18 protein-coding genes, 2 tRNA genes and 10 pseudogenes are annotated in these 24,445 nt (G+C 54.2%); 23 read left to right on the top strand and 7 right to left on the bottom strand.

Going from position 1 to position 24,445, the window contains the following annotated elements:
• Window positions 1-220: 220 nt before the first annotated feature.
• From IPJ12_12500 to IPJ12_12490, 3 genes and pseudogenes are all read right to left on the bottom strand, one after another.
• Window positions 221-511 (bottom strand): transcriptional regulator, XRE family protein, encoded by a 291-nt coding sequence (locus IPJ12_12500; GenBank protein ID MBK7647951.1) that lies wholly within the window; start codon window positions 509-511, stop codon window positions 221-223.
• Between the two features lie 2 nt (window positions 512-513).
• A pseudogene (locus IPJ12_12495) lies at window positions 514-818 on the bottom strand (type II toxin-antitoxin system HigB family toxin).
• Window positions 819-881: 63 nt separating this feature from the next.
• A complete protein-coding gene (locus tag IPJ12_12490; GenBank protein ID MBK7647950.1) occupies window positions 882-1,325 on the bottom strand; it encodes a hypothetical protein in 444 nt (147 codons plus the stop codon).
• Between the two features lie 545 nt (window positions 1,326-1,870).
• Here IPJ12_12490 and IPJ12_12485 point away from each other — a divergent pair.
• Entirely contained in the window at window positions 1,871-2,131 is a 261-nt protein-coding gene (locus IPJ12_12485) for a hypothetical protein (protein ID MBK7647949.1), read from the top strand.
• Between the two features lie 120 nt (window positions 2,132-2,251).
• Window positions 2,252-2,629: a hypothetical protein gene (locus tag IPJ12_12480; GenBank protein ID MBK7647948.1), complete on the top strand. Its 378-nt coding sequence runs from the start codon at window positions 2,252-2,254 to the stop codon at window positions 2,627-2,629.
• A gap of 15 nt (window positions 2,630-2,644) precedes the next feature.
• On the opposite strand, the gene IPJ12_12475 is transcribed toward IPJ12_12480, so the two are convergent.
• The 3 genes and pseudogenes from IPJ12_12475 to IPJ12_12465 all read right to left on the bottom strand — a co-directional run bounded on the left by IPJ12_12475 (window position 2,645) and on the right by IPJ12_12465 (window position 3,837).
• On the bottom strand, window positions 2,645-3,028 hold the full coding sequence (locus IPJ12_12475; protein ID MBK7647947.1) for a hypothetical protein: 384 nt from the start codon (window positions 3,026-3,028) through the stop codon (window positions 2,645-2,647).
• Window positions 3,029-3,032: 4 nt separating this feature from the next.
• On the bottom strand, window positions 3,033-3,641 hold the full coding sequence (locus tag IPJ12_12470; protein MBK7647946.1) for a hypothetical protein: 609 nt from the start codon (window positions 3,639-3,641) through the stop codon (window positions 3,033-3,035).
• A gap of 2 nt (window positions 3,642-3,643) precedes the next feature.
• Window positions 3,644-3,837 (bottom strand): annotated as a pseudogene (locus IPJ12_12465) (SlyX family protein).
• A 254-nt stretch (window positions 3,838-4,091) separates the two neighbouring features.
• Here IPJ12_12465 and IPJ12_12460 point away from each other — a divergent pair.
• From IPJ12_12460 to IPJ12_12370, 19 genes and pseudogenes are all read left to right on the top strand, one after another.
• Window positions 4,092-4,168, top strand: a tRNA-Val gene (locus tag IPJ12_12460).
• Window positions 4,169-4,298: 130 nt separating this feature from the next.
• Window positions 4,299-6,208 (top strand): annotated as a pseudogene (gene thrS, locus IPJ12_12455) (threonine--tRNA ligase).
• Window positions 6,209-6,232: 24 nt separating this feature from the next.
• A pseudogene (gene infC / locus IPJ12_12450) lies at window positions 6,233-6,689 on the top strand (translation initiation factor IF-3).
• Window positions 6,690-6,835: 146 nt separating this feature from the next.
• A pseudogene (rpmI, locus tag IPJ12_12445) lies at window positions 6,836-7,038 on the top strand (50S ribosomal protein L35).
• Window positions 7,039-7,049: 11 nt separating this feature from the next.
• Window positions 7,050-7,409, top strand: coding sequence for a 50S ribosomal protein L20 (gene rplT, locus IPJ12_12440; protein MBK7647945.1), 360 nt, complete (start codon window positions 7,050-7,052; stop codon window positions 7,407-7,409).
• A gap of 68 nt (window positions 7,410-7,477) precedes the next feature.
• A pseudogene (gene pheS / locus IPJ12_12435) lies at window positions 7,478-8,524 on the top strand (phenylalanine--tRNA ligase subunit alpha).
• Between the two features lie 21 nt (window positions 8,525-8,545).
• Window positions 8,546-10,910, top strand: a pseudogene (locus tag IPJ12_12430) (phenylalanine--tRNA ligase subunit beta).
• Window positions 10,911-10,924: 14 nt separating this feature from the next.
• A pseudogene (locus IPJ12_12425) lies at window positions 10,925-11,226 on the top strand (integration host factor subunit alpha).
• An 18-nt stretch (window positions 11,227-11,244) separates the two neighbouring features.
• Window positions 11,245-11,583 (top strand): annotated as a pseudogene (locus IPJ12_12420) (MerR family transcriptional regulator).
• 35 nt (window positions 11,584-11,618) lie between these two features.
• Window positions 11,619-11,695, top strand: a tRNA-Pro gene (locus IPJ12_12415).
• 368 nt (window positions 11,696-12,063) lie between these two features.
• Window positions 12,064-12,372 carry a hypothetical protein gene (locus tag IPJ12_12410; protein ID MBK7647944.1) on the top strand — a complete coding sequence of 103 codons (309 nt, stop codon included), beginning with the start codon at window positions 12,064-12,066 and terminating at the stop codon, window positions 12,370-12,372.
• A gap of 479 nt (window positions 12,373-12,851) precedes the next feature.
• A complete protein-coding gene (locus IPJ12_12405; protein MBK7647943.1) occupies window positions 12,852-13,052 on the top strand; it encodes a hypothetical protein in 201 nt (66 codons plus the stop codon).
• 557 nt (window positions 13,053-13,609) lie between these two features.
• A complete protein-coding gene (locus tag IPJ12_12400; protein ID MBK7647942.1) occupies window positions 13,610-13,993 on the top strand; it encodes a dihydroneopterin aldolase in 384 nt (127 codons plus the stop codon).
• 96 nt (window positions 13,994-14,089) lie between these two features.
• Window positions 14,090-14,524: a dihydrofolate reductase gene (locus tag IPJ12_12395; protein ID MBK7647941.1), complete on the top strand. Its 435-nt coding sequence runs from the start codon at window positions 14,090-14,092 to the stop codon at window positions 14,522-14,524.
• Window positions 14,525-14,718: 194 nt separating this feature from the next.
• Complete coding sequence (locus IPJ12_12390; protein ID MBK7647940.1) at window positions 14,719-15,588, top strand: hypothetical protein; 870 nt, start codon at window positions 14,719-14,721, stop codon at window positions 15,586-15,588.
• A 115-nt stretch (window positions 15,589-15,703) separates the two neighbouring features.
• A complete protein-coding gene (locus IPJ12_12385; GenBank protein MBK7647939.1) occupies window positions 15,704-16,024 on the top strand; it encodes a hypothetical protein in 321 nt (106 codons plus the stop codon).
• A gap of 99 nt (window positions 16,025-16,123) precedes the next feature.
• Window positions 16,124-17,476: pseudogene (locus IPJ12_12380) on the top strand (transposase).
• A 121-nt stretch (window positions 17,477-17,597) separates the two neighbouring features.
• Window positions 17,598-19,094: an IS21 family transposase gene (locus tag IPJ12_12375; GenBank protein MBK7647938.1), complete on the top strand. Its 1,497-nt coding sequence runs from the start codon at window positions 17,598-17,600 to the stop codon at window positions 19,092-19,094.
• A complete protein-coding gene (locus IPJ12_12370) occupies window positions 19,087-19,890 on the top strand; it encodes an ATP-binding protein (GenBank protein ID MBK7647937.1) in 804 nt (267 codons plus the stop codon). The genes IPJ12_12375 and IPJ12_12370 overlap by 8 nt, the downstream gene beginning before the upstream one ends.
• Window positions 19,891-20,235: 345 nt before the next feature.
• Here IPJ12_12370 and IPJ12_12365 read toward each other — a convergent pair whose 3' ends face one another.
• Window positions 20,236-21,030, bottom strand: coding sequence for a metallophosphoesterase family protein (locus IPJ12_12365; GenBank protein ID MBK7647936.1), 795 nt, complete (start codon window positions 21,028-21,030; stop codon window positions 20,236-20,238).
• Window positions 21,031-21,293: 263 nt separating this feature from the next.
• Between IPJ12_12365 and IPJ12_12360 the strand changes: the two genes are divergently transcribed.
• Together IPJ12_12360 and ccoG are read left to right on the top strand one after the other, a co-directional pair.
• Window positions 21,294-22,706, top strand: coding sequence for a PLP-dependent aminotransferase family protein (locus IPJ12_12360; protein ID MBK7647935.1), 1,413 nt, complete (start codon window positions 21,294-21,296; stop codon window positions 22,704-22,706).
• Window positions 22,707-22,921: 215 nt separating this feature from the next.
• A complete protein-coding gene (gene ccoG / locus IPJ12_12355; GenBank protein ID MBK7647934.1) occupies window positions 22,922-24,313 on the top strand; it encodes a cytochrome c oxidase accessory protein CcoG in 1,392 nt (463 codons plus the stop codon).
• Window positions 24,314-24,445 lie beyond the last annotated feature (132 nt).

The raw sequence follows: 24,445 nt of genomic DNA, 5'->3' as shown, positions 1-24,445 counted from the left end.
GTTGCTCGACAGATAGACTTTCTGCTCTGAAAAAACAAAACCCGCCGAAGCGGGTTTGGTGGGGGCGGCGCGAACGGTTAAGCCTTGGGAATGAACAGCGCGGGGCTGACGCCAAAGAACTCGCCAAGCTTTCCGGCCAGTGTTGCAGATATCTTGCGATGACCAGCAAGGATATTCGACAGGTTGCCTTGTGCGACGATATTTGAAAGGTCTTCCTGTTTCAGGCCTTTGGCTTCGATCCAGGAAGCGCAGGGGCGTCTTTCGGCACGGAAGCTTCGATGGTGAAGTGTTCGCGCTCGTAGTTGGAAACCAGATCGCCGACAAGCGCCAGAAGACCAGCCAGCTTGTGTTCTTCATTGTCGCCAACCACATCGAGCAAGTCATTCATGAGGGCAACCATGCGGTCATAGCCTGCTTCGTCATGGATCGGACGAATGTGAGCCATTGCATCGAGCTTGGCCCAGGAGGTCTGGATTGCGCGGATGTCAAAACGGCTTTGTGCAGCATGCATGATTACACCTTTCCTTTTCTATATAGCTTGTTCCAGTCGTCGTATTCCCGATGTGTCATCACTTCTCGGACATAGATCTTCTTGAACTTGTACTTCACGACAACAATAACTCGATAGTTATTACCACCCACATCAAACACCGTGTAAAGGGAGGGACATAGTCGGCCGAGTTGAATGTGTTCTTCAGTTCGTTGAAGTCCTTTGCAGTGGACTTCTCCAGAACTGAATGCCAGTCCTTCAACACTTGCTCGGCCTCTGGGTGCTTCTCCCAGAACTCCCGCAGCATTTTCAGCGAAATGATGTGCATGCCCATGAGTATATCAATCTGATATAAATCTGCTGATCTTTTTTTGTAGTGGTCATCATCGGTTCAGGTGAAGATTGCCGGGCAATGCGCTCCGGTTTTTCTGTGGGTTGGCATTATCTGCATGTCACAGCGATGGTCCAACTGAACAGGCGCTCGGTTGGCAAGCCTTAACAAGCTGCTATGGTTACCTTCGGTTCCAGCGAGCGTAGATCTCCTTGCGTTCCGTTTCCAGAAAGAATGCCGGTAAAAGGCGTAGAAGACCGTAATCTGGCGCTTTCCTGGTCTTCGCCAGTCAGGGCGCGCAGAATACTTTCGTTCCCTGAAGAGAGAGATGTCTTCCCACTCAGAGTAGGCGGGTGTTTCCCCGCGCAGGCTTTCCAGCGGGAAATGTTTGAGCGGGCACGTTCTACCAGGAGATGGATTCGCTTCCAGCTTTTTGGCGATCAGACGATGCATTTCAAGGCTGCGCCAGTCGCTTGGCTGGTATTTGTTGTCGACCTGTTCCACGTATGTCACTCCATGAACCGTAGTCGTACGGTAATCGATCAGCAGCATAAATCAAGGGGGCCGACGTAACGTATGTGGGGACTGCCCGTTGTCAGCCGTCAACCACAAGCAACAACTGACGCCTGATTTCAATGAGTAACCACATTTACTGTTGTCATCTCGGTATCATCGACATTGTTGATCGCCGAATCGTTGGTTCGTTTTTTCCATGTAACTCTCCTGATTTTTGCCGGAAGATATGACAGGGTTGTTAAAAAAGTGTGGGGAGAAGTGCGGGAAAATCCTCGCGCAATTTTCTAAGGTTTTGATTATGAATGATTAAAAATTCAAATAATCGGCGAGATTTTAGATTTAGGTTCTGGCGCCGAAAGGTGTGGGGGTTCGAGTCCCTTCTTGGCACCAAATATAGCACAAAGCTCTGATTATTCAGGGCTTTTTGATTTTCTGGTCGATGAAATTCCAAATGACCGTCATTTTTTGGAGTTTGCCTGGGGAGTTTGGGCATGGTACATGCGTAAATGCCTTGTATTATCCAGGAGGTATCCATGTCCATCAGTTCTGTTCTTTCCACTGGCTTGCAAAGCATGCAGGCTGCCATCAACCGAACAGGCATTGCAAGCAGCCGAATTGCCGCTGATGACAGCGAGATGGCCACCAACATCGTTGGGCTGCATCAAGGGGCAATCGATGCCAAGCTTGCAGCCAATGTCATAAAGCCGGTGACGAAATTCTCGGGACAATTATCAACATCAGAGGCTAGATTTGCCGGAGGCGGCAGTTTACGCCGCTTGAAGTATCAGTTCTAGCCACCTTGCTTGCCATAAATGCCTGGAGTGAGCTGATCGGTAAATCAAAGGGATTGTGTTTGCCTGTATGTGCCTATACTGGTTTAAGGATTCAGTTGATTTCTGGAAATTTAGGAGGCGATGATGCGCAGACTTTTCGTTCCACTTATTCTCGCGCTATCCGTTGTTGCGCTTCCCGCTCAAGCTCAACGAGGTTACGGCCATAGAGGCTATGGCCATCACGGCAGTGGTGGTTCCGGCTGGGCCGGGCTGGCTGTATTTGGCGCGCTCACTGGTTTGGCTATCATGTCGGAGCGGAGCAGGCCGGTATATGTCGATCCCTATTACGTCGGGCCGGTTTATTCACCACAGCCAGTCTATATCGAACAGCAGCCTGCACCGGTAGCCCCGTCTGCCAATGCTTCCGGGAGTTGGTACTACTGCGGTTCGAGCGCCATGTACTACCCATATACGCAGGCATGTCCCGAAGGCTGGCAGGCAGTGCCGGCCAGACCCTAGCCAAATGGCTGGTAATCAGGCCTTGGGGGATAAATTCAGAACTTCACTGAAGAATTGCTGTGCCGGCATTTGGAATCCGGACGCATTCGTGTGACCGCCGCCACCATAACGTGAGGCAATGGTGGCAACGTCGAGCGTTTTGCCTTTTGAGCGCAGCGAGGCCTTGATTTCGCCGACACCTGACAATTGCCAGATCAAACCGTAACTACCACTTTGCTCAGCCAGGAGTTTCCTAAATCCGAGGCAAACAGCGCGTTTGCGTTGATGGCGATCCCCTGGTGTGGCCAGCCAGCTCAGATCGCCGTCGGTAATGATGGTTTGTCCATGGCGCTGCGCCTGCAGGGCGTCGACAGGTTCGCCACGAACCAAAGCCGGCATACGCAATACGCTTTGGGACATGCGTTCAATCTCTTTGGTGAAACTGATCAATGGCCGAGCCTTGAATGATGGCTTCTAGGTAGCGAGCTGCCGACGCGTTGGGTGTCTCTAAAACCAGTTGGTACCAAGTGGCAAAGTCAAATGGCAGCAGGCGCAGGGCGCGACAGAAGGCACGCGTGCCGGGTAAAGCAAAGCGCCAGATGTCTTGGTCTTCGATGTGCCGAATTGCCAGGGCGTCGGTGTTTCTGGATGGAAGTTCTCCCAAAGCCAGTCGTGCTCCTGATTTATCAAGATTGAAAACGACGTAAAGTGGCAGCGTTGGGTGCTGATATTGGCGCAGGCCGTTATCGCTGGGGCGTAGCTTGTCGCCCCAGGCATTGAGGGCGGATGCGTGATGATCAATCTGGGTGACCGAATTGGCACTTCTGGCCATGGTTTCGAGAAATTCTGGCGGAAACGAGAAGTCCAGAATGAATACCTGATGGCCGGCAATGTCGGCGAGTGCCCATGGTTCACCGTGATGCATTGCTCGATAAACCGCAGCGTCACCAAAGTGAGCCCACGCCGCGTAGGCAGCGCCAAAGCCATCCAGACAGTCTGCGTGGTAGATAACCGTAACGGGTGTTTGCTGCATGTTCAGTAGTGCGGCGGAAGTTCGTCGCGCAGGTTGCCCGGTTGGTGCGCTTGGGCATTTTGCGACTGTTCGCGCAGACTGCGAATTTCCTTGGCGAGCAGATCGATTTGTTGCTGCTGGCGAAGACGATGCGATTCAGCTCGTCCAACAAGTCTTCGGTGTAGCTGATCTTGATTTCGAGATCGGTAATCGTGATTCCACTGGGCGTCCTTACTTTGCGCTACGCCAGTCGCGCAAAGTTTCCTTGGGCAGTGGCGGCGGGGTATCGTTGCGGGGTGGCGGATCAGCGGCAAGGCGCCTCCCAATACCACAATCAGGCAAATTCCAAAATTATCCAGCCTTCGTTCATTCGCCTCTCCATTCATTAAGCGGCAAGTTTAATGGGCAACTCAAAAAATCGCGAAGGGCTGTTGACATCGGCTTTTACGTCTGTAAAATGCGCGCTTCTTTAGGCGGTTAGCTCAGTTGGTTAGAGCGCCACGTTGACATCGTGGAGGTCGTTGGTTCGATTCCAATACCGCCTACCAAAATTCCTGACGGAGTTGAATTGATGATTTTCCGAACTTGCAGTACCGTTCAGAAACACTAATCGAGTCAGCCTTCGTTTGACCAAAAGTGCGGCTCGCCCCGCACTTTTTTTTTGCCCAGAGATCCGCCATGCCCGATATCAAACTGCCTGATGGTTCCATCCGCTCTTTTGAACAGCCGGTAACAATCGCCGAAGTGGCGGCCAGCATCGGCGCTGGCTTGGCTCGCGCAGCGTGGCTGGCAAAGTCGATGGCGTTGTGGTTGATACCTCTCATTTGATTGAACGAAACGCCGACTTGGCCATCATCACGGACAAGGATGCCGAGGGGCTGGAGGTTATTCGTCATTCGACGGCTCACTTGCTGGCTTACGCGGTTAAGGCGCTGTTCCCTGATGCTCAGGTAACCATCGGCCCGGTTATCGAAAACGGGTTTTACTACGATTTTGCCTACAAGCGTCCGTTTACCCCGGAAGATCTGGTCGTCATCGAAAAGCGTATGGCCGAGCTGGCCAAGAAGGACATCCCCGTTACCCGCGAAGTCTGGGCGCGACGATGCGGTTAAATTTTCCTCGATCTCGGCGAAAAGTACAAGGCTGAACTGATTGGTGCTATTCCAGCTGACCAGCAGGTATCGCTGTATCGCGAAGGCGATTTCATTGACCTATGCCGCGGCCCGCACGTGCCGACCACGGCCAAGCTGAGGATTTTCAAGTTGATGAAGGTGGCTGGCGCCTATTGGCGTGGTGATCATCGCAACGAGCAATTACAGCGTATCTATGGCACCGCTTGGGCCAAGAAGGAAGACCTCGACGCCTACTTGCACATGCTGGAAGAGGCTGAAAAACGCGATCATCGCCGTCTCGGCAAGCAATATGACCTGTTCCATATGCAGGACGAAGCGCCGGGTCTGGTTTTCTGGCACCCCAAGGGTTGGGCGATTTGGCAGGAAATCGAACAATACATGCGCGCCGTATATCGCAACAATGGCTATCAGGAAGTTCGCTGTCCGCAGATTCTCGACAAGACCTTGTGGGAAAAGTCCGGTCACTGGGAGCATTACAAAGACAACAAGTTCCTGACCTCGTCGGAAAATCGCGACTATGCGGTCAAGCCGATGAATTGTCCGGGCCATGTCCAGGTTTTCAATTCGGATCTGCGTTCCTATCGCGAATTGCCATTGCGCTATGGTGAGTTCGGTTCCTGCCATCGCAACGAGCCAACCGGGGCCTTGCATGGCCTGATGCGTGTGCGCGGTTTTGTGCAGGATGACGGTCACATCTTCTGTACGGAAAGATCGGATCGAATCCGAAGTGACTGCTTTTAATGCGCTGGTTAAAAAGTTTATGCCGATTTCGGTTTTAACGATGTCGCGGTCAAATTGGCGCTGCGTCCGGATAGCCGCGTTGGTTCCGACGATGTTTGGGACAAGGCGGAGGATGCGCTACGCCAGGGTTTGCGTGCATCCGGGCTGGAATGGACCGAACTGCCGGGGGAGGGGGCTTTCTATGGTCCGAAGATCGAATTCCACATCAAGGATGCCATCGGTCGCTCTTGGCAATGCGGGACGATGCAGGTGACTTCTCGATGCCGGGCCGTCTGGGGCGGAATATGTCGGTGCGGACGATACGCGCAAGGTGCCGGTGATGCTGCACAGAGCCATTCTGGGGTCGTTGGAGCGCTTCATTGGCATCCTGATCGAGAATTTTGCCGGCGCACTTCCGCTGTGGCTGGCGCCGGTGCAGGTGATGGTGTTGAATATCTCCGGAAAAGCAGGCGGATTATGCTGCGATTTGGCGAAAAAGCTGCATAACGCGGGCTTCCGGGCCGAGTCGGTTTGCGTAACGAGAAAATTACCTATAAAATTCGCGAACATAGCTTGAACCGGCTGCCTTATCAGCTCGTTGTGGGCGATAAAGAAAAAGCGGACGGACTGGTTGCCGTGCGGACTCGCGGTGGTCAGGATCTCGGACAGATGTCCATTGAGGCCCTGATCAAACGACTTCAGGAAGAAGTCGTGGCGCGTAGTAGCACGGCTTAATTTATTGTTTTCGGGGGTTTTACCATAGCTCAGAACAAGGCGCATCGCCTCAACGAAGAAATTACGGTTCCGGAGATTCGTCTCCAGGGTGCAGAAGCTGAACAGCTAGGCATAGTCAGTATTCGTGAGGCTTTGCACATGGCTGAAGAAGCCGGGATGATCTGGTCGAGATCGCTCTCGACCGCTGTAGCCGGTCTGCCGCATCATGGACTACGGCAAGTTCAAGTACCAGGAACAAGCGTGCGCGAAGGCCAAGCTGAAGCAGAACAGGTGCAGGTCAAGAAACGAGACTGCGCCCAGGTACCGACGAAAACGATTACCAGATCAAACTCCAGGAACATGACGCAGCTTCTTGGAAGAGGGCGACAAGGTCAAAGTGACCCTGCGCTTCCGTGGCCGCGAAATGGCGCATCAGGAATTCGGCATGCGCCAGTTGGAACGAATCAAGGCTGACCTTGATGCGGCTGGTGCAGTCGAGTAGATGCCGAAGATGGAAGGTCGTCAGATGATTATGGTCATCGGGCCGGCCAAGAAGAAGCAAACCGTAGTATTCAGTAGTTGGTGGTGCTTGGTACGGAAGCGTTCCCGCCGGGAACCACCTGACGGCATGTCATTAAGGAGCATTAAATGCCCAAAATGAAGACCAAGAGCAGCGCGAAAAAAAGCGCTTCTCCGATTCGCGCTGGTGGTAGCATCAAGCGCGGTCAAGCCTTCAAAGCGTCACATCTTGACCAAGAAGACGACCAAAGCGTAAACGTCACCTGCGTGGTTCAGTTGCTGTTAACGAGCGCGATGCAGCATCCGTCCGCGCCATGATGCCCTACGCGTAAGGAGATAAAAGATGCCTAGAGTTAAACGTGGTGTAACGGCGCGCGCGCGTCACAAGAAGATTCTCGTTCAGGCCAAGGGTTACCGCGGTCGTCGCAAGAACGTATATCGCATCGCCAAACAGGCGGTGATGAAGGCTGGTCAATATCAGTACCGTGACCGTCGTCAACGCAAGCGTCAGTTCCGTGCCCTGTGGATCGCTCGTATCAATGCTGCAGCTCGTCTGGAAGGCATGAAATACAGCACATTCATGAATGGCCTGAAGAAAGCTAATATCGAAGTCGACCGCAAGGTCCTGGCCGATCTGGCTGTCTTCGATCAGCCGGCTTTTGCTGCTCTGGCCGCACAGGCCAAGGCACAGCTCGGCGCCTGAGCGAAGGCTTGACTAAAAAAAGGAGGCGCAAGCCTCCTTTTTGTTGGTGGTTTTGTAGGTGGAAGTCTATGGATAATCTTGATCAAGTCGTTAGCGAAGCCAAGGCGGCCTTTGCTGCTATTTCAGACCCGGATGCGCTGGAACAGGTGAAAGCCCGTTTTCTCGGCAAGACGGTCAGATTACCGAACTTCTCAAGGGCTTAGGCAAGCTGCCCGCAGAAGAGAAGAAAACGGCAGGTGCCGCGACAATCTCGCCAAGACGCCGTTGAAACCGCGTTGAACGAGCGACGCGAAGCGATCCGCAAGGCGGCCCTGGATGCCCGTCTTGGCCGAAGAGGCGCTGGATGTCATTGCCTGGTCGCGCGCGAAGCGCGCGGTGGTTTGCATCCAGTGACGCGCACTTGGAGCGCATCGAGTCGTTGTTCGCTCGATTGGTTTCTGAGGTCGCCGACGGCCCGGAAATCGAAGAGGATTTCTTCAATTTCCCTCGCGCTGAATACGCCCGAGGATCACCCGGCGCGTTTGATGCACGACACGTTTTACCTGCAGAACCGGGGACGGTACTGTTGCCGAAAAGGTTTTGCTGCGCACTCATACCAGCCCGATCAGGCCCGTTACATGCAAGCGCATGTGGCCCGCTACGGTCAACAGGAAAAAATGCCCGAAATCAGAATCATCGCGCCGGGCCGCGTCTATCGTGTCGATTCCGATGCGACGCACTCGCCGATGTTCAATCAGGTTGAAGGCCTGTGGGTGGGGGAAGGGTTTCCTTCGCCGACCTGAAGGGTGGTATTGCCGATTTCCTAAGAGCTTCTTCGAGACCGATGACCTGAAGGTGCGTTTCCGTCCTTCATTCTTCCTTTTACCGAGCCATCCGCCGAAATTGATGTCGCCTTCAAGGATGGGGGCGCCGATCTTGAAGGCCGTTGGCTGGAAATCGCCGGTTGCGGCATGGTGCATCCGAACGTGCTGCGCATTGCCGGTATTGATCCGGAAAAGTACACCGGTTTCGCCTTCGGCTTCGGTCAGGACCGCCTGACCATGCTGCGCTACGGCATCAATGACCTCCGCCTGTTCTTCGAAGGCGACCTGCGTTTCCTGCGTCAGTTCAACTGACCCCTAATTCGAGTCACGCCAATGAAATTCTCTGAATCCTGGCTGCGTAACCTCGTCGATCCCAAGCTGTCGAGTGAGGAACTTTCCCATCTGCTGACCATGGCCGGCCTTGAGGTCGAGGAACTGGACCCGGTCGCCCCTGACTTTGACAGCGTGGTCGTCGCCCATGTGCTTGAAGTCGTCAAAGCATCCCGATGCCGACCGCCTGAATGTCTGCAAGGTCGATACCGGCAGCGGCACGCCGACCACTATCGTCTGCGGTGCGCCGAATGTCGCCGTTGGTCTTGGGTGTCCTTGTGCTTTGCCCGGCGCTAAGCTGCCCGGCGATTTCACCATCAAGGTCGCCAAAGTGCGCGGCATCGAATCCTCCGGGCATGCTGTGTTCCAGCAAAGGAGCTGGGCGTGCCGAGGAGGCCTCGGGGTTGCTGATCCTGCCGGACGATGCGCCCGTTGGTCAGTCAATTCGTCAATATCTGGCGCTTGACGACAACGTTTTTGAGCTGAAGCTGACGCCAATCGTGCGGACTGCCTTTCGCTGCTCGGGATCGCCCGCGGAGGTCGGTGCCATTACCGGTGCCGCGACCAGTACTTCCCGTCGTTCCGGATTCCCGCCAGCAACCACCGAGCTGCGCGCCGTCGTTCTTGACGCGCCGAGGCCTGCCCGCTGTACTGTGGTCGGGCCTCCAAGGGACGTCAATGCCAAGGCGCCGACGCCGGAGTGGATGAAGCGTCGCCTCGGAGCGTAGCGGCATTCGTGCCATTTCGGCGTTGGTCGATGTCACCAATTACGTGATGCTTGAACTTGGTCAGCCCTTGCATGCTTTTGACAACACGAAGCTGGAAGGTGCTGTCCATGCCCGCATGTAAGACCAGAAGAAAAATGTTGCTGCTCAATGAGCAAACCATCAAGTTGAGCGCTGATGTGCTGATGATTGCTGATGACCAAAACCACTGGCTACGCCGGGCATCATGGGCGGCGAAGAAAGCGGCATTACGCTTGGAACGACCGAACTTTTCCTCGAGTCGGCATTTCGCGCCGAAGGCCATCGCCGGTCGTGCCGTCGCTACGGTTTTGGCTCGATGCCTCACATCGCTTCGAGCGCGGTGTCGATTTCGGCGGCATGCGTCAGGCCATCGAACGCGCAACAGGGTTAATTCTCGATATCTGCGGCGGTCAGGCTGGGCCGTCTGTTGAGGGCAAAGGCGGCGATGCCAGTTCGTAACCCGGTTCGCCTGCGCACGGCTCGCGCCGAAGAAGTTGCTTGGTCTGACTCGGAAGTGCAGCGCATTGCCGGGTCTGTTTACTGGTCTCGCGCTTTATCTTTCGTACGTGAGGCGATGATTTCTTGGTGACACCGCCGTCGTGGCGCTTTGACATGGAAATCGAAGAAGACCTGATCGAAGAGATCGCTCGCCTGTATGGTTACGACAATATTCCTTCTGCCACTCCGCGTGGCCCGCTGAAAATGCTGGTTCAGCCGGAAGCGCGGCGTCCGGCCTATCGTGTTCGCCAGATGTTGGCTGATCGCGGCTACCAGGAGGTGGTTAACTTCGCTTTCGTCGAGGAGGCCTGGGAAGCCGATTTCGCTGCGAATGACGACCTGATTCGCCTGGCCAATCCGATTGCCAGCCAGATGGCGGTGATGCGCTCAAGCCTGTTCGGCGGCCTGATTTCAAATCTTGTCACCAACCTGAAACGCAAGCAAAACCGTGTCCGCTTGTTCGAGGCCGGGCGCAGCTTCCGTCGCGATGACAAAGGTGGCGCCGTAGGCTTCCATCAGCCCTGAAACTGGCAGCTGGCCTACGGCGGTGCTTTGCCGGAGAGTTGGGGATGATGCGCGCAAGGTCGATTTTACGATATCAAGGGCGACCTGAAGCGCTTGCTGGCGCCAGCCAAATTCGCGTTTCGAGAAGTTGCATCATCCTGCACGCTTCATCCCGGGCGTGCCGCCAGGGTGTTGATCGATGGTAACGAAATTGGCTGTATCGGCGAACTTCATCCCGAGTGGGTTCAAAATATGACTTGCCACAGGCCCCTGTGCTTTGAGGTTGATTTTCGATGCGGTTAAGCTTGCTCAGGTGCCAGCCTATGCAGAGGTATCCAAGTTTCCGCCGGTGATCCGTGACTTGGCGATCGTGGTTGACCAAAGCATCTTTTGCAGACCTTGCTTGATAGGCTGAAAAGCCAGATTTCTGCCTTGATTCAGGACATTCAGTTGTTCGATGTTTTACGTTTGGAAAAGGCGTCCCGAAAAAAAAAAAGTCTTGCATTCCGGATAGTTATGCAAGATACTCAACGCACTTTGCAAGATTCGAAGTTGATGCTGCAATGCAGCAACTGGTGGCCTGTTTCGAACAGGCATTCGGTGCTCAACTGCGTGCCTGACGGAAATAATAAAGATGACGCTAACCAAAGCTGAGCTTGCTGATCTGCTTTTCGAAAAGTCGGTCTCAATAAGCGCGAAGCCAAAGACATGGTCGAAGCTTTTTTGAAGAAATCCGCAACTCGCTTGAAACCGGTGATGGCGTCAAGCTTTCAGGTTTCGGCAACTTCCAGTTGCGCGACAAGCCGCAGCGTCCGGGCCGCAATCCGGAAAACGGGTCAGGAAATCCCGATTACGGCGCGCCGCGTCGTGACATTTCACGCCAGCCAAAAGCTGAAGTCAGACGTAGAGCTTGCCTTCGATGGAACCGCGGCATAAAACCCCGGCGGTGACGAACTGCCGCCCATTCCTGCCAAGCGTTACTTCACCATTGGTGAGGTGAGTGAGTTATGTGGTGTCAAACCGCATGTGCTGCGCTATTGGGAGCAGGAATTTAATCAACTCAAACCAGTAAAGCGACGCGGAATCGTCGCTATTACCAGCACCATGAAGTTCTGCTGGTGCGACGTATTCGTGAGCTTTTTATAATCAGGGCTTTACCATCAGCGGTGCCCGAAATCGTTTCGATGAGGGTGGTGCAGTAGATGTGGCTGTGGTCAATGCTTCGGAAGCTACCTCTATGCCGGGTGGCTTACGTGGAGAATGCAATCGATCATTGAGATGTTACAGCTTTGAATCTGACATTTTCTGGTCTATAATGGCCGGCTTGTCGGGGCGTAGCGCAGCCTGGTAGCGCACTTGCATGGGGTGCAAGGGGTCGCGAGTTCGAATCCCGCCGCCCCGACCAAGAGAATCAAGTACTTAGGCCAATCTTCGGATTGGCCTTTTTCGTTTCTGCGGTTCTTTGAAATATTTCCCCCACAATTCCCCCCTGCACGGTCGTAGGCTGCATTCGTTACTAGGCTGCTAAATGAGCGGGTCTGCGATGCTCAGGCCATCATTTATCTCGCGCCGTAGAGCGCGCGGCATCGGCTTGAGTGCTGAAGGTGTTCGGTCATGGCTTTTATATTGAAGCTCGGCCAGCGATACATGTCCTTTCGAGAGACGCCCTCCAAAATCCTGATTCCATCCTTGGTGCTGGATTAAAACTTGCTTGTTATGATCTGCATGGCAAGTTCTTCTTTATCTGATGATCAGTAAAGTCGGAGGTGGATCATGAACAATTATCAACAGCAATTTTCTGAGGTTGCAATCGGCAACCCGCCAGCAGGTCGCCAAAATTGGCGGCTTGGCGGATTCCTTGTTCCTGTCAGGAGAATTGCGATGTCACCCCGGCTAACTGAAGAAACATTGTTCTGGATGAGGCTTGCGGCCTTTGCCAGCCTTTCCGAGTACGTGTTATCTACCGGCGCGTCAGCAGATGATGCCGAAGATTTTCTATTGGGCTTGAGCCTTCCGACCAGTCTGCCTTCCAGGTACGCCTGTTTGTCCGGAGGCGCTGCAAACAATACAGTCTTTGGGTAAGAATCTGCACCGATATTGCCAGTGGTGCACCGAAGTGGTGCGCTCTCAAATGGGTTTTTTCGCGAGTGGCGTTGCTATTGTCCTTATGGGTAGTCTGCGAGAGCAACTTCTCTACTGCAGTTTGCGTTCAGGAAGCCCGACCACGGATATCACGTCGGCTGATACTGCAATTTTTGGTGACTCGTCGCAGCTCCCGAATTCCCCCTGATTTTTGCATACCGTGGATTTAATTCAGTTTGCTGTCTCGTTTTCTATTTTTGCTTGAGTCAGGGTATGGATTTTTCCACATGAATTGCATTGGGTACAACGGGTAGCAAGTTCTAAATCGTCGGGCCTGTGAAGCGCCTCTGATAGCACCATTCCGGAAGTCAGGTTTTTCATTTTTTGCGTTATTTTCAGGTTGACCGTAGAAGATACTTTTGAAATATTTTTGAAGGTGATCTAAGCTTGTTAAGTAGATTACTTGTTGAGGTGACGACGTGGATATTCAATCAGTGACTTCAAATGTGAGCGCCTACGCCAATACTGCATCGCAGCCGAGTCAGACTCAGCAGGTGCAACAGGCAGAGAGGCGTGAGCCACCTGCGGCAGAACGCGTGGAGTTCACGGAAGAGGCGCCACGCCCGGTGAAAAACGCACAAGGTCAGGAGACGGGCAGGCTGATCAATGTGATAGCCTGACTGCGGTGAAGGCGGGGGATCGCCGTTAGGGGGCAGAATTATGGTTTCATCCATACCGAGCGTTCAGTCCGTGACTGGCGGATTCTGGATGCAGATTCAGCAGCAACTCGCACAGCGTAATGTGGAGCAGGCTGAGCAGCAGGCAACTACCCTTCGTGCCAAGGTGCAGGGTGCTCAGGCTATAGCTGAACGTGCTCGAGAAAACGCTCGGTCATTACAGATCGAGGCGAATCAGGCTCAAGGAGAAGCCAGTCAGGCTCGAGGGTTTGGTTGCCAGCAGGGCGCTTGGCGAAGCTCAGGCACAATTGAACGGCCTGCATGATCAGATCGCCCCGTTGGCTCAACCCGAGGCTTCGGTGGATAAGGCGCCATTACCTGCTACAGTCATCAATGCCCTTGGCCAGTCAACCGGAAGCTCGGACAATGTGACGGCCTGTCCGGCAGTTAAGGCTTTACGGGTATTGAATGGGCGCGCAGGCGCCTTTTTTCTTGCCAATTGATTGCCGTACTTATCGTAATATCGTGCCCAAACCGATGGGCGTAGAAAGGAATTATTGGTGTTAGCTAATCATTGGTGTGCCTCTGTCGATGCCACCATTCAGTTGCGCACAGGCTGCAACCCGCTTGAAAAACATGGTCCGCAGGCGGTGCTGGTCCATGTTGATGCCTGGGCGCCTGTGAACTCAGTAGCGAATCCTCACGATATTCGTGATGTGGTTGATTACGAGGTGGTTTTTCTGGCGATTCGGAAGCTTGAGGGTAATCCGCACTGTGAGTGTCTGGAGTCCAGCATTCTGGAGTTGATGGACGCTATATTCGGAATTTCCATCGTGACATCGGCCCTTGTTTCGATGCATAAGCCACATGTGTATAACGGTCAGGCAACACCTGCTATTTCACTTTCATTGACGCGCGAGCAATGGGCAGCGACGAAGGCTTGATCTTTGGTATCGGTGCGGTAGCCAGTAATGGCATGCTGGGCTTGGCTGGATGGCTGCCTTGGGATATCCCCGAGGAGTTGGCGTATTTCGAGAAAAATGGTTTCCGGCGCGGCATTGGTCATAGGCCGTCTGACCTATGAATCGATGGATGAGGTTCAAGCAGATTCCTTTATTGTCAGCAATTGCGAGGATCTGGCGTTACGCCCCGGTTGTACGCGGGTTGCAACCGTGGAGGATGGCTTGCGTGGTGCACTTGCGACGGGCAAGCCTGTATTCGTGATTGGTGGTGCTTCTGTTTATGCCGCAGCCTGGCCGTATTGCCATCGCTTTTACTTGACCAGAATCGACCAAGCGTTCGATGGCGATACGCTGTTTCCCAAAGAAATTCCGCTGAACGATTGGCCCATTCATCAAGAGTCGGTGAGAGCGCTTCGGGACAACAAGACAGGCCGGGACGTGCTCTGTCATTTTCTGCAATACCGTCAGCCAAATCCGAGTCCGCTGCCGACTATTGCGGGGACTTCTGATTGAAATAAGTCTTCACCCGTGCAGATGCCATGTCAGCGAAGATCGGTAGATTGAGCCATCCACGCAGCAAATCATTTTGCCGGACGGCCGATCGGAGGGGTAAAACCGATGCGTGGATTCCGGATCATGAGACCTGTTGCGATTGCTATCAGGTGACTTCAGCCGGTAATTGAATACTCCCCAATTTCAGGTAACAAATGAACAAATTAATTGATGAACTGCAGCGACTGTATTTCTCAGAGAATCCGAAGCAGGCTGATGACGCGTCCGGTATTACCTCGAGTGAAGAGGGTTCATTTACGCCCGAATTTATCGCCAGGTGGCTGGGTGGAGAAGCGCAGGCAAGGCGCACGCTCGTTGGTGCGGACGGACGGGTCAGAGCCATGGTCGTGGGTTTCGACAAGACAAGTGACTGGGAGGCGGTAGCAGGGCTTTATCAGGGGATACAGGATGACCTTGAACTGCCTGCTCCGGCAATCTCGGTGTCAGGAAGCGCGGGATATCAACTCTGGCTGTCTCTGGCGGAATGCATTCCACTCGCTGAAGCCAGATTTTTTCTCGATGCATTACGGAGCAGATATTTCGCCGAGGTTTCTCTCTCCAACCTTCGATGCATTCCGGATACCGCTCAAGAATTGGTAGAGATGGTTCCGGCTTATGACGAGGCAACCGGAAGATGGTCTGCGTTCATCGATCCCAGCATGGGCGCCATGTTTATCGAAGAGTCCGGCCTGGGTATGGCCCCCAATATGGATCGGCAGTCAGAGATGCTGTCCAGGCTGGAGAGTATGAAAGCAGGGGCTTTCCTGCAGGCAATGAATATTCTTCGCACAAAGGCAGAGATCGATCTCGCGATTCAGGAGGAGTCTTCAAATCAGCCAAGCGCAAATCACGCTTGCTCTGCCAATGTCGGGCAATCCAGGCCAAAGCTTGATGTTGGTGAAAACTTCACCGATCCCAAAGCCTTCTTGCTGGCCGTAATGAACGACGCGTCGGCAAATCCGCGTGACCGAATCGAGGCGGCCAGGGCTCTGCTACCGTATTTCAATGGACCGACGTCACAATGAATGTCTCCGGAACATGTCGAACACGGAAGAAGTCACAGAGAATCTACACGCGTGCGCGCATGCCTGATCTTTGAAAATTTATAATGCGCGCCGTTGCCACACAATCTGGACGTACATGAGAACGAATTTGAAGGTTCCCTTTGCTGAAAAGGATGAAGCCAAAAAGCTGGGTGCCAGATGGGATGGCGCAAGAAAAATCTGGTACGTCGACGACAAGCTTGATATGGCACCTTTCTCAAGGTGGTCACCCACGCCTCATGAGGTAGGTGGCGATGAAGCGGTGCCCAAGGGCAAGCCGGCGCCCCGGCAGCAGACAACAGGCAAGGTGATCGTCGGTAGCGCATATGTCGAGCAGACTAAAGTTTGCGAATGTCTGCCATGGGAGCTGTGTGAAAAATGCGAGCCCATGGCCTTGTCCCGCCAACGGCCTGATTGAAACTCGCTGCCTTCGTCGGTGACTGATTCCATTCGATGGTGTTGAAAAACGCGCCGCGGTAAAATATGCTTCGTGCATGTTTGTAGCGAGGTAATCAGGATGATGGGGCACCTGCCAAGCGGTCAAGACCAACTGTTCTACTCCTTCAATCTTGAATCCGTCGTTCCCCAGAAGCACCTACTCCGTGGCATCGACCGCTGCTTGGAGTTAGCTGACCTGCGCGATCATCTGGCTGAGTATTACAGCCACACCGGTCGCCCCTCAATTGATCCCGAGTTGATGATCCGGATGTTGGTCGTTGGCTACTGTTATGGCATCCGTTCCGAGCGGCGCTTGTGTGAAGAAGTTCACCTGAACCTGGCCTACCGCTGGTTCTGCCGTCTCAGTCTGGAAGATGCCGTGCCGAACCATTCGACCTTTTCAAAGAATCGCCATGGTCGCTTTCGTGAGAGCGGAACATTCCGTTGGGTATTCGACAAAGTCGTGCGTGCCTGCATGGCGGCCGGCTTGGTCAAGGGTGAAGGCTTTGCAGTAGATGCCAGCATTATTGAGGCAGAGGCAGGCCCACTGCAAGCGGGCTGTACGCGAATATCTGGAAGGACTGGACAACGAAGCGCTGGGCGTAACCATCCCCAAGCGCATTTCGCTCGCCGACCCGCAATCAAGTTGGACGGCCGCACCCGGTGGGCCGGCCTTCTTTGCCTATTCGACGAACTATCTGATTGATGTTGCCCATGGTGTCATCGTGGATGTGGAAGCGACGCCTGCGAATCGCACCGCAGAGGTTGAGTCCACCAAGCTCATGGTTGATCGAGTCGAGACGAACTTCAATATAACGCCACGGCGCCTCATCGGGGATACGGCCTACGGTACGGCACCGATGCTGGCCTGGATGGTCGATGAGAAGGCTATCGAACCACACGTCCCCGTTTGGGATCGGACTGAGCGCAAAGACGGCACCTTCTCTCGTAGCGATTTCCAGTGGGATCGAGAGGCCAATGAATACCGCTGCCCAACAGGCAAGAGTCCTGTTGTGATCGCCGCGCCTTCAATAAGCCGCGCAGCCGCATCACCAAAGCCGAGACGATCGTATATCGGGCAAGCCAGCGCGACTGCGCAAGCTGCCCAGAAAAAGTGCGGTGCTGCCCGAATACGGAGATGCGCAAAATTGCCCGGAGTATCCATGAGGAAGCCCGGAATGTGGCTCGGAGCATCGCCAAGACGCCGCAATATCAGCAGTCACGCTGTGAGCGCAAGAAGGTGGAGATGCTATTTGCCCGCCTCAAGCGGATTCTCCGGTTGGACCGGTTACGTTTACGTGGCATCAGCGGGGCCAGCGATGAATTCACATTGGCGGCGACCGTTCAGAATTTGCGCCGACTGGCCAAGCTGGCCTGTCCTTCGCCACTCTTTGGAGGGATAGTTGCGCCTGCAGAATGCGAAATGGCATGAAATGACCTGTTGGCGCGTGTTGAATAGGACCCAAATGGTTTGAGTAGTGCGCGTTGAAAATTACCCAGGGTGACTAACCTTCCTGCTCGATTGTTGAGCAGGGCCAAAGGAGATGATCACCATGAAAGATCTGGGAATAATTCGACGCATGTTTTACCGCGACGGCCTTTCGCTGTCGGAAATTGAAAGACGCACGGGCCTGACCCGCAAGACAGTGCGGCGCTGGCTGAACGCAGCAGAGGGAACAGAGCCGCAGTATCGGCGACGCCCCGCTGAAGACACCAAGATTGCGCCGTTTGCCGAGCGACTGACTAAGGCGCTGGAAGTGGATACCCGGCGCCCGAAGCGCGACCGCCGAACGGCGCTGAAATTATTTCGTGAGATTCAGGCGGCGGGATTTGATGGCGACTACAGCCGGGTTACGGAGTTTGTCCGACGCTGGCGCCTGAATGGCGGCCAGGCCCTGGTCAAAGCCTACGTCCCCCTGCGCTTCGAATTGGGCGAAGCCTTTCAATTCGACTGGAGCGAAGAGCGCCTGGTGATTAACGGCGTCTGGCGCAAAATCCTGGCCTCCCACCTGAAGCTTTGTGCCAGCCGCGCCTTTGTAGTCCAGGCCTATCCCACGCAGAGCCATGAAATGCTGTTTGATGCCCACACGCGATCCTTCAGCGCACTGGGCGGCATTCCCCGTCGCGGCATCTATGACAACATGAAGACCACCGTGGATAAGGTCAATAAAGGAAAAGGGCGAACTGTAAACACTCGCTTCGCCGCCATGGCCTCGCATTACCTCTTCGACCCGGACTTCTGCAACGTGGCATCCGGTTGGGAGAAAGGCGTCGTCGAGAAGAATGTTCAGGATAGTCGGCTACGTATCTGGCAAGACGCAGGCAAGGAGCGGTTTGGCTCATTCACCGAACTGAATCTGTGGCTGCTGGCCAAGTGCCGCACCCTGTGGCGCGAATTGCGCCATACCGAATATGGCGATCTGACGATTTCCGAAATGCTCGAACATGAGCAGCCCAGCCTGATGCCGATGGTGACGCCCTTCGATGGCTACGTGGAGACTCTGGGGAAGGTGTCGAGCACCTGCCTGGTCAGCATTGATCGGTGTCGATACTCGGCACCGTGCGAACTGGTCGGCCAGATGGTGAGCATTCGTATCTATCCCGAGCGACTCGATTTCGTTGCCCACGACATGGTCGTCGCCAGCCATGTGCGCAGCTTCGAGCGGAACCAGACCCACTACGACTGGCAACACTATATTCCCATCATCGAGCGCAAGCCGGGTGCGTTGCGCAATGGTGCGCCATTTGCCGACCTGCCGGATCCTTTGCTTCGCCTGCGCAGTCTTCTGCTCAAACGCGAAGGCGGAGACCGCATCATGGCCAAGGTGCTTACGGCAGTTCCGAGAGCGGGATTGGAAAGCGTTCTGGTAGCGGTCGAACTGGTTCTGGAGTCGGGAAATCCGAGCGCCGAACACGTTGAGAATGTCCTCAATCGTCTGAAGACAGCGCCGCCACCCGAGCATGTCGAAACCAGCTTGCAGGTGACCGAAATGCCGGTTGCCGATACTGGCCGCTACGACCGCCTGCGGACGGAGGCAAGCCATGCGTGATATTGCGACCGAACTCAAAAACCTCCGCTTGTATGGCATGGCCGGCGCTTGGGATGAGCTGCTTGCTCAGGGCGAGTCGGCTGGGTTGCAGTCGGCTCGCTGGCTGGTTGAGCATCTGCTGGATGTCGAATATACAGATCGGGCTATGCGCTCAATCAGCTATCAACTTCATAGCGCCAAGTTTCCCGTCCATCGTGATCTAGCGGGGTTCGATTTCGAGCAATCAAAGGTTGATCGTGGTCTGATCACCGAACTGGCGAATCTGTCCTTTGCCGAGGCAGCCCACAACGTGGTGTTCATCGGCGGGACAGGGACCGGCAAGACGCATTTGGCCACGGCCTTAGGTGTCTCCGGCATTACCCAGCACGGCAAACGAGTGCGGTTTTACTCGACGGTTGATCTGGTCAATCTGCTGGAGCAGGAGAAGGCTGCCGGCAAGGCAGGAAAGTTGGCCTTTGCGTTAATGCGCATGGATCTGGTGATTCTCGACGAACTAGGCTATCTGCCCTTCAGTCAGGCCGGTGGCGCCTTGCTGTTTCACTTGCTCTCCAAGCTCTACGAGCATACCAGCGTGATGATCACAACGAACCTGACCTTCAAGGAATGGTCAGCCGTGTTCGGGGATGCCAAGATGACGACGGCACTGCTGGATCGGCTGACGCATCATTGCCATATCGTGGAGACGGGCAACGAGTCCTACCGATTCCGCCACAGCAGTGCGACCGCCAAGTCACGCATCAAGGCAAGGGAAGAGAGCAAGCGCCCGGGACAAGCCGAGGAAAAGGAACCGTTCTGAGCGGAGGCCGCGTGGGGAAATCCGCTCCGGGCTTCGCCCTACGCGGCTATCCCCACGCAATACATCGGCCTCCCGCTTCCTTCAAAACCCGGATGAATCCGCTACACTAAACTTCAACCGACCTGCCTCAGGCGGCCAACGTCCCTGAGTAATCGTTCAACGCGCACAGCCGGGTATTTTTAAACGCGCGCCGACAGAAATGACCTAAAAACACAGCTCGCCGACCTCATTTAAAGGCTAAAACACGCAAAAAATCGCATATCGGGCGAGCGAACCCGGCTTGAGCAATGGGTTTTTCAACACCATCATTCAACTGACGCCATTGATGGCATTCAGTAGTCGACGTCAGATTTCTACGGTAAATCGTTGGTCAAAGCTTGGATTTTCATGCGCCAAGTCGGCGGGAATTGAAGCCCATTTGACCCCCTTGCTGTAACCCTTCGGGTTGGCGATCACGCGTGTGCCGTTGACCATATAATCAAATGAATGGTGCGTGTGGCCGTGGATGTGCAGCTCGGCCTTGCCAAGCAATTCCGATAAATTCGACATAAAGCCGGCGCTGGTGATGTCTTTTGCGAAGCGCGGATGAAGACTGAGTGCAGAAGGTGCATGGTGGGTGACGACCACGGTCTTTCCATTGAACGGTTCAGCCAGTCTTGATTTCAACCACTGGCGTTGTGCCAGATGTAGCGTCAATGCGGCCGCGGGCGTAAATGGTGATTCTTCGACTACTTTGATCGCGGTGTGATCAGGAATGCTTTCACCACAAATCGCCATGGCCAAATCCCGGTGCTCTTTCCCGAAGAGTTCGTAATCTGTCCACAACGTACAGCCAATAAACCTTACGCCGGCAATTTCGCAGCAACCTGGCGCCAATATGCTGACATTTGGGTAGTCCTCGGCTCGCTGCACAAACCTGGCTTCAATGTCAGCCAACGATGAATTGTAATATTCGTGATTTCCTGGAACGTACACGACCGGATATGGCCAGTCGGCGAATTGGTCCAGCGCCCGCGTTCCCTGATTGATGTCGCCAGCCAGCACAAGCACATCCGCGACACAAGGTTCGATAGCTCGATATTCCGGAAATCGCCATTGAACGTGTTCAAGGTGTAGATCGGATGCGATCTGGATACGCATAGTTCAGCCAAGTGTTACCACGATTCTTAAAGTGTAATGGCTATCGGAGGATTGCACGTAGTTCCGGGTGGTATCGGCTCGAGTGACCCTATGACGATAGATCAGGGAAGAAGTGAGGCACGGGGAAGTGGCCCCAAGTGAGTAAACTCGGCCAATCAGTTGCTTTAGTTTAGTTCTGTATATGCTTAGCCATCGTCCAAAGCCCGCCTAAATCTGACTGCCCTTGATCATCAAATACAGCTCAAGGCTGCTAGCATCTCGAAATGAGCCTTTACCAAGACTTCGCCGAGCAGACCGAAAAACTGATCATTGACGGTATCTTGCGTGTTGGGGATCGTCTGCCTTCTGTCCGTAAAGCCTGCAATGCACAAGGGATTAGCCCAATTACTGTGACGCAGGCTTATTACCTGCTGGAAAGCAGGGGATTGATAGAGGCACGTCCTAAATCAGGCTATTTTGTTCGCGCCCGCCTTGGGCGTGATCTTCCCGAGCCGGATATCTCACATCCCGTGGGTGGTTCGACCGGATTAGAGGTCAGTGAGTTTATTTTCCAGATACTCGATAGTGTTCGCGATCCATCGGTGGTTCCATTGGGCTCAAGTTTTCCCAGTCCTTACCTGTTTCCTCTCGAAAAACTAGGGCGTTATCTTGGTAATGCGGCGCGTAAACTGGATCCGATCGCAACCGTAACAGACCTTACGCCAGGCAATGAAGAACTTCGTCGGCAGTTGGCTCTGCGCTATCTCGCCCATGGAGCCTCTGTATCCCCGCAGGAAATAGTCATTACCTCGGGCGCAATGGAAGGGCTCAATCTATGCTTGCAGGCTGTAACGCAACCAGGAGACCTGATCGCTATTGAGTCACCCACCTTTTACGCTGGGCTTCAGGCCAGTGAGCGGCTGGGCCTTAAAGTGATTGAGATCCCGAGCCATCCGCGCGAGGGAATTAGCCTGGCAGCATTAGAGGATGCCTTACGCCAACATCCGATCAAGGCCTGCTTGTTCATGCTGAATTTTGCTAACCCGACCGGTAGCCTGGTAAAGGATGAACGAAAAAAGGCGCTGATAAATCTTCTTTCGCGGCATAAGGTTCCGCTTATTGAGGATGATGTTTATGCCGAGCTTTACTTCGGGCGGGTGGCACCACTTTGCAGCAAGGCCGAGGATACCGACGGGCTGGTGATGCATGTTTCTTCATTCTCGAAATGCCTGGCGCCCGGCTATCGACTGGGATGGGTTGCAGCCGGTCGATACGCAAATAAAATTGAGCGGATCAAACTTTCCACAAGTCTTGCTACAACCATTCCGGTACAAATTGCTCTTGCTGATTATCTCAAGCATGGCGCCTATGAAAATCACCTGCGTCAGTTGCGGCGTCGCCTGGCTGAGCAGGAGGCAACATTAGTTGCTTCCATCGAGAAACATTTTCCTTTGGGCACACGTTTGGCCCGTCCCTTGGGTGGCTACTTTCTCTGGCTGGAGTTGCCGCAGCAAGTCGATACTTTGGCTCTCCATCAGGAAGCGCTGGCCAGAGGCATCAGTATTGCCCCAGGGCCAATTTTTTCGGCTAAACGCGAGTTTATCCATCACCTGCGCCTCAACTTTGGCCACCCGGACTCTACTCATCAGCAGGAAGCAATAGCGATACTCGGGCGGTTGATCGCAAATCAGTTATAACTGATTGATGGCCATCGACAGATAGCCAGTGGTGCCACGAAAGCAATCAAGGGATCAGCGTAGGGCTCCGCCGCAATTCATGACTTTTCACGGGCGCCGGATCAACGAATACGATGGCAGGCATCTGTGCCTATATTAAATCGCTCAATCTGAATCTGACCCCATTCTCCGCCTGATGATCTACTTGCGTGCATCCACCGATCAGGAGCACGAATATGGGCAAGCCAGTCAGCAGAATTAGAGAAGCCAAGCTGGAGCTGTACCGCAAAAAGGGGAAAATTCATGCCAAGTCTGTCGACGGCCGGTTTAACAGGATCCGCTGGGCAATGGTCTGGTTCACTCAGGTCATTTTCTACGGTGCCTGCTGGCTGAACTGGGATAGCGTCGATATCTCCCGTCAGGCCATTCTCTTCGACATCGCACACGAAAAGCTTTACCTGTTCGGCTTGGTGCTCTGGCCACAGGATGCCTTGCTGCTTGCTTTCGTCCTGATTGTCGCGGCAACGGCATTGTTCTTTGTCACGGCGCTGGCCGGTCGGTTGTTTTGTGGGTTCGCCTGCCCCCAGACGGTTTATACGATGATCTTCACTTGGGTTGAAGCCAGGGTCGAAGGCGACCATCTCACACGGCTGAAACTTGATCAGGGACCGATGAATGCCCGCAAGCTTGGGCTCAAGGTGGTCAAACACGGGATATGGCTCGTGCTGGCAGCCTGGACAGCCATCACGTTTGTTGGCTACTTCACCCCTATCCGCGAATTGCTGCCGACTGTCTTCGCATTTGAGACTGGGCCCTGGGAAGCATTCTGGCTGATTTTCTATACTGCATTTTGTTATGTGCAGGCCGGTCTGGCGCGCGAAATGGTGTGCCAGCACATGTGCCCCTATTCGCGTTTTCAAGGTGTGATGTTCGATCCGACGACGGCTTCTGTTGCATACGACAGCCAGCGCGGCGAGCCGCGCAATGTCAAACGTCAGGTTGCTAACACCGGCGACTGTATCGATTGTGGCATCTGCGTTCAGGTCTGTCCGACCGGTATCGACATCCGTGATGGCCTGCAATATCAGTGCATCAACTGCGGCCTGTGCATTGATGGCTGCAACCAGGTGATGGACAAAATCGCTCTGCCGCACGGTCTCATACGCTTTGCATCGGAGCGTGAGCTTGCTGGTCAGTGTAAGCCGCAAGGTCTGCGCGAGCGGCCGAGAGTCGCCCTTTATGCCGCGCTTTTGGTCGTTTTGAGCGGCCTCGCGGCGTGGAATCTCAGCCAGCGCTCGTTACTGCTGGTCGATGTTCTGCGTGACAGGGGCGCGTTACTGAGGGAATCCTCGGAAGGACGAATCGAAAATGCCTACATACTGAAGTTGATGAATCTTGATGCGACCCGGAAAACATATCGGGTTGCGGTCGGCGGTCTGCCTGATCTCAGGATTGAGGGTGAAAGCGAGTTCTTAGCCAATTCGGGTAGCATCCAGCCGATATCCGTTACCGTTTCTTCGCGCGCAGACGGAACATTGTCGGGTATCCAGCCCATCCATTTCGACATTGTTGCTGTCGATGATCCGGATACACATGTTCGCGAAAAAAGCAGCTTCGTGTTGCCGTGAAGCGGATGCAAAGATCCTGATATGTACCAATACAAAGATAGTGATCAGCGGCTGTTCGACGACCAGGTCGCCCTGTTTTGCGAGCTAACGGAACGCTTCGTCAAGGGGCGTCTGAGTGAGGACGATTTTCGT

Source organism: Betaproteobacteria bacterium, assembly GCA_016709965.1.
GTDB lineage: Bacteria > Pseudomonadota > Gammaproteobacteria > Burkholderiales > Rhodocyclaceae > Azonexus > Azonexus amarohabitans.
Note: the sequence above shows the minus strand (reverse complement) of the source record. Positions and strands in the feature narration are given on the sequence as shown.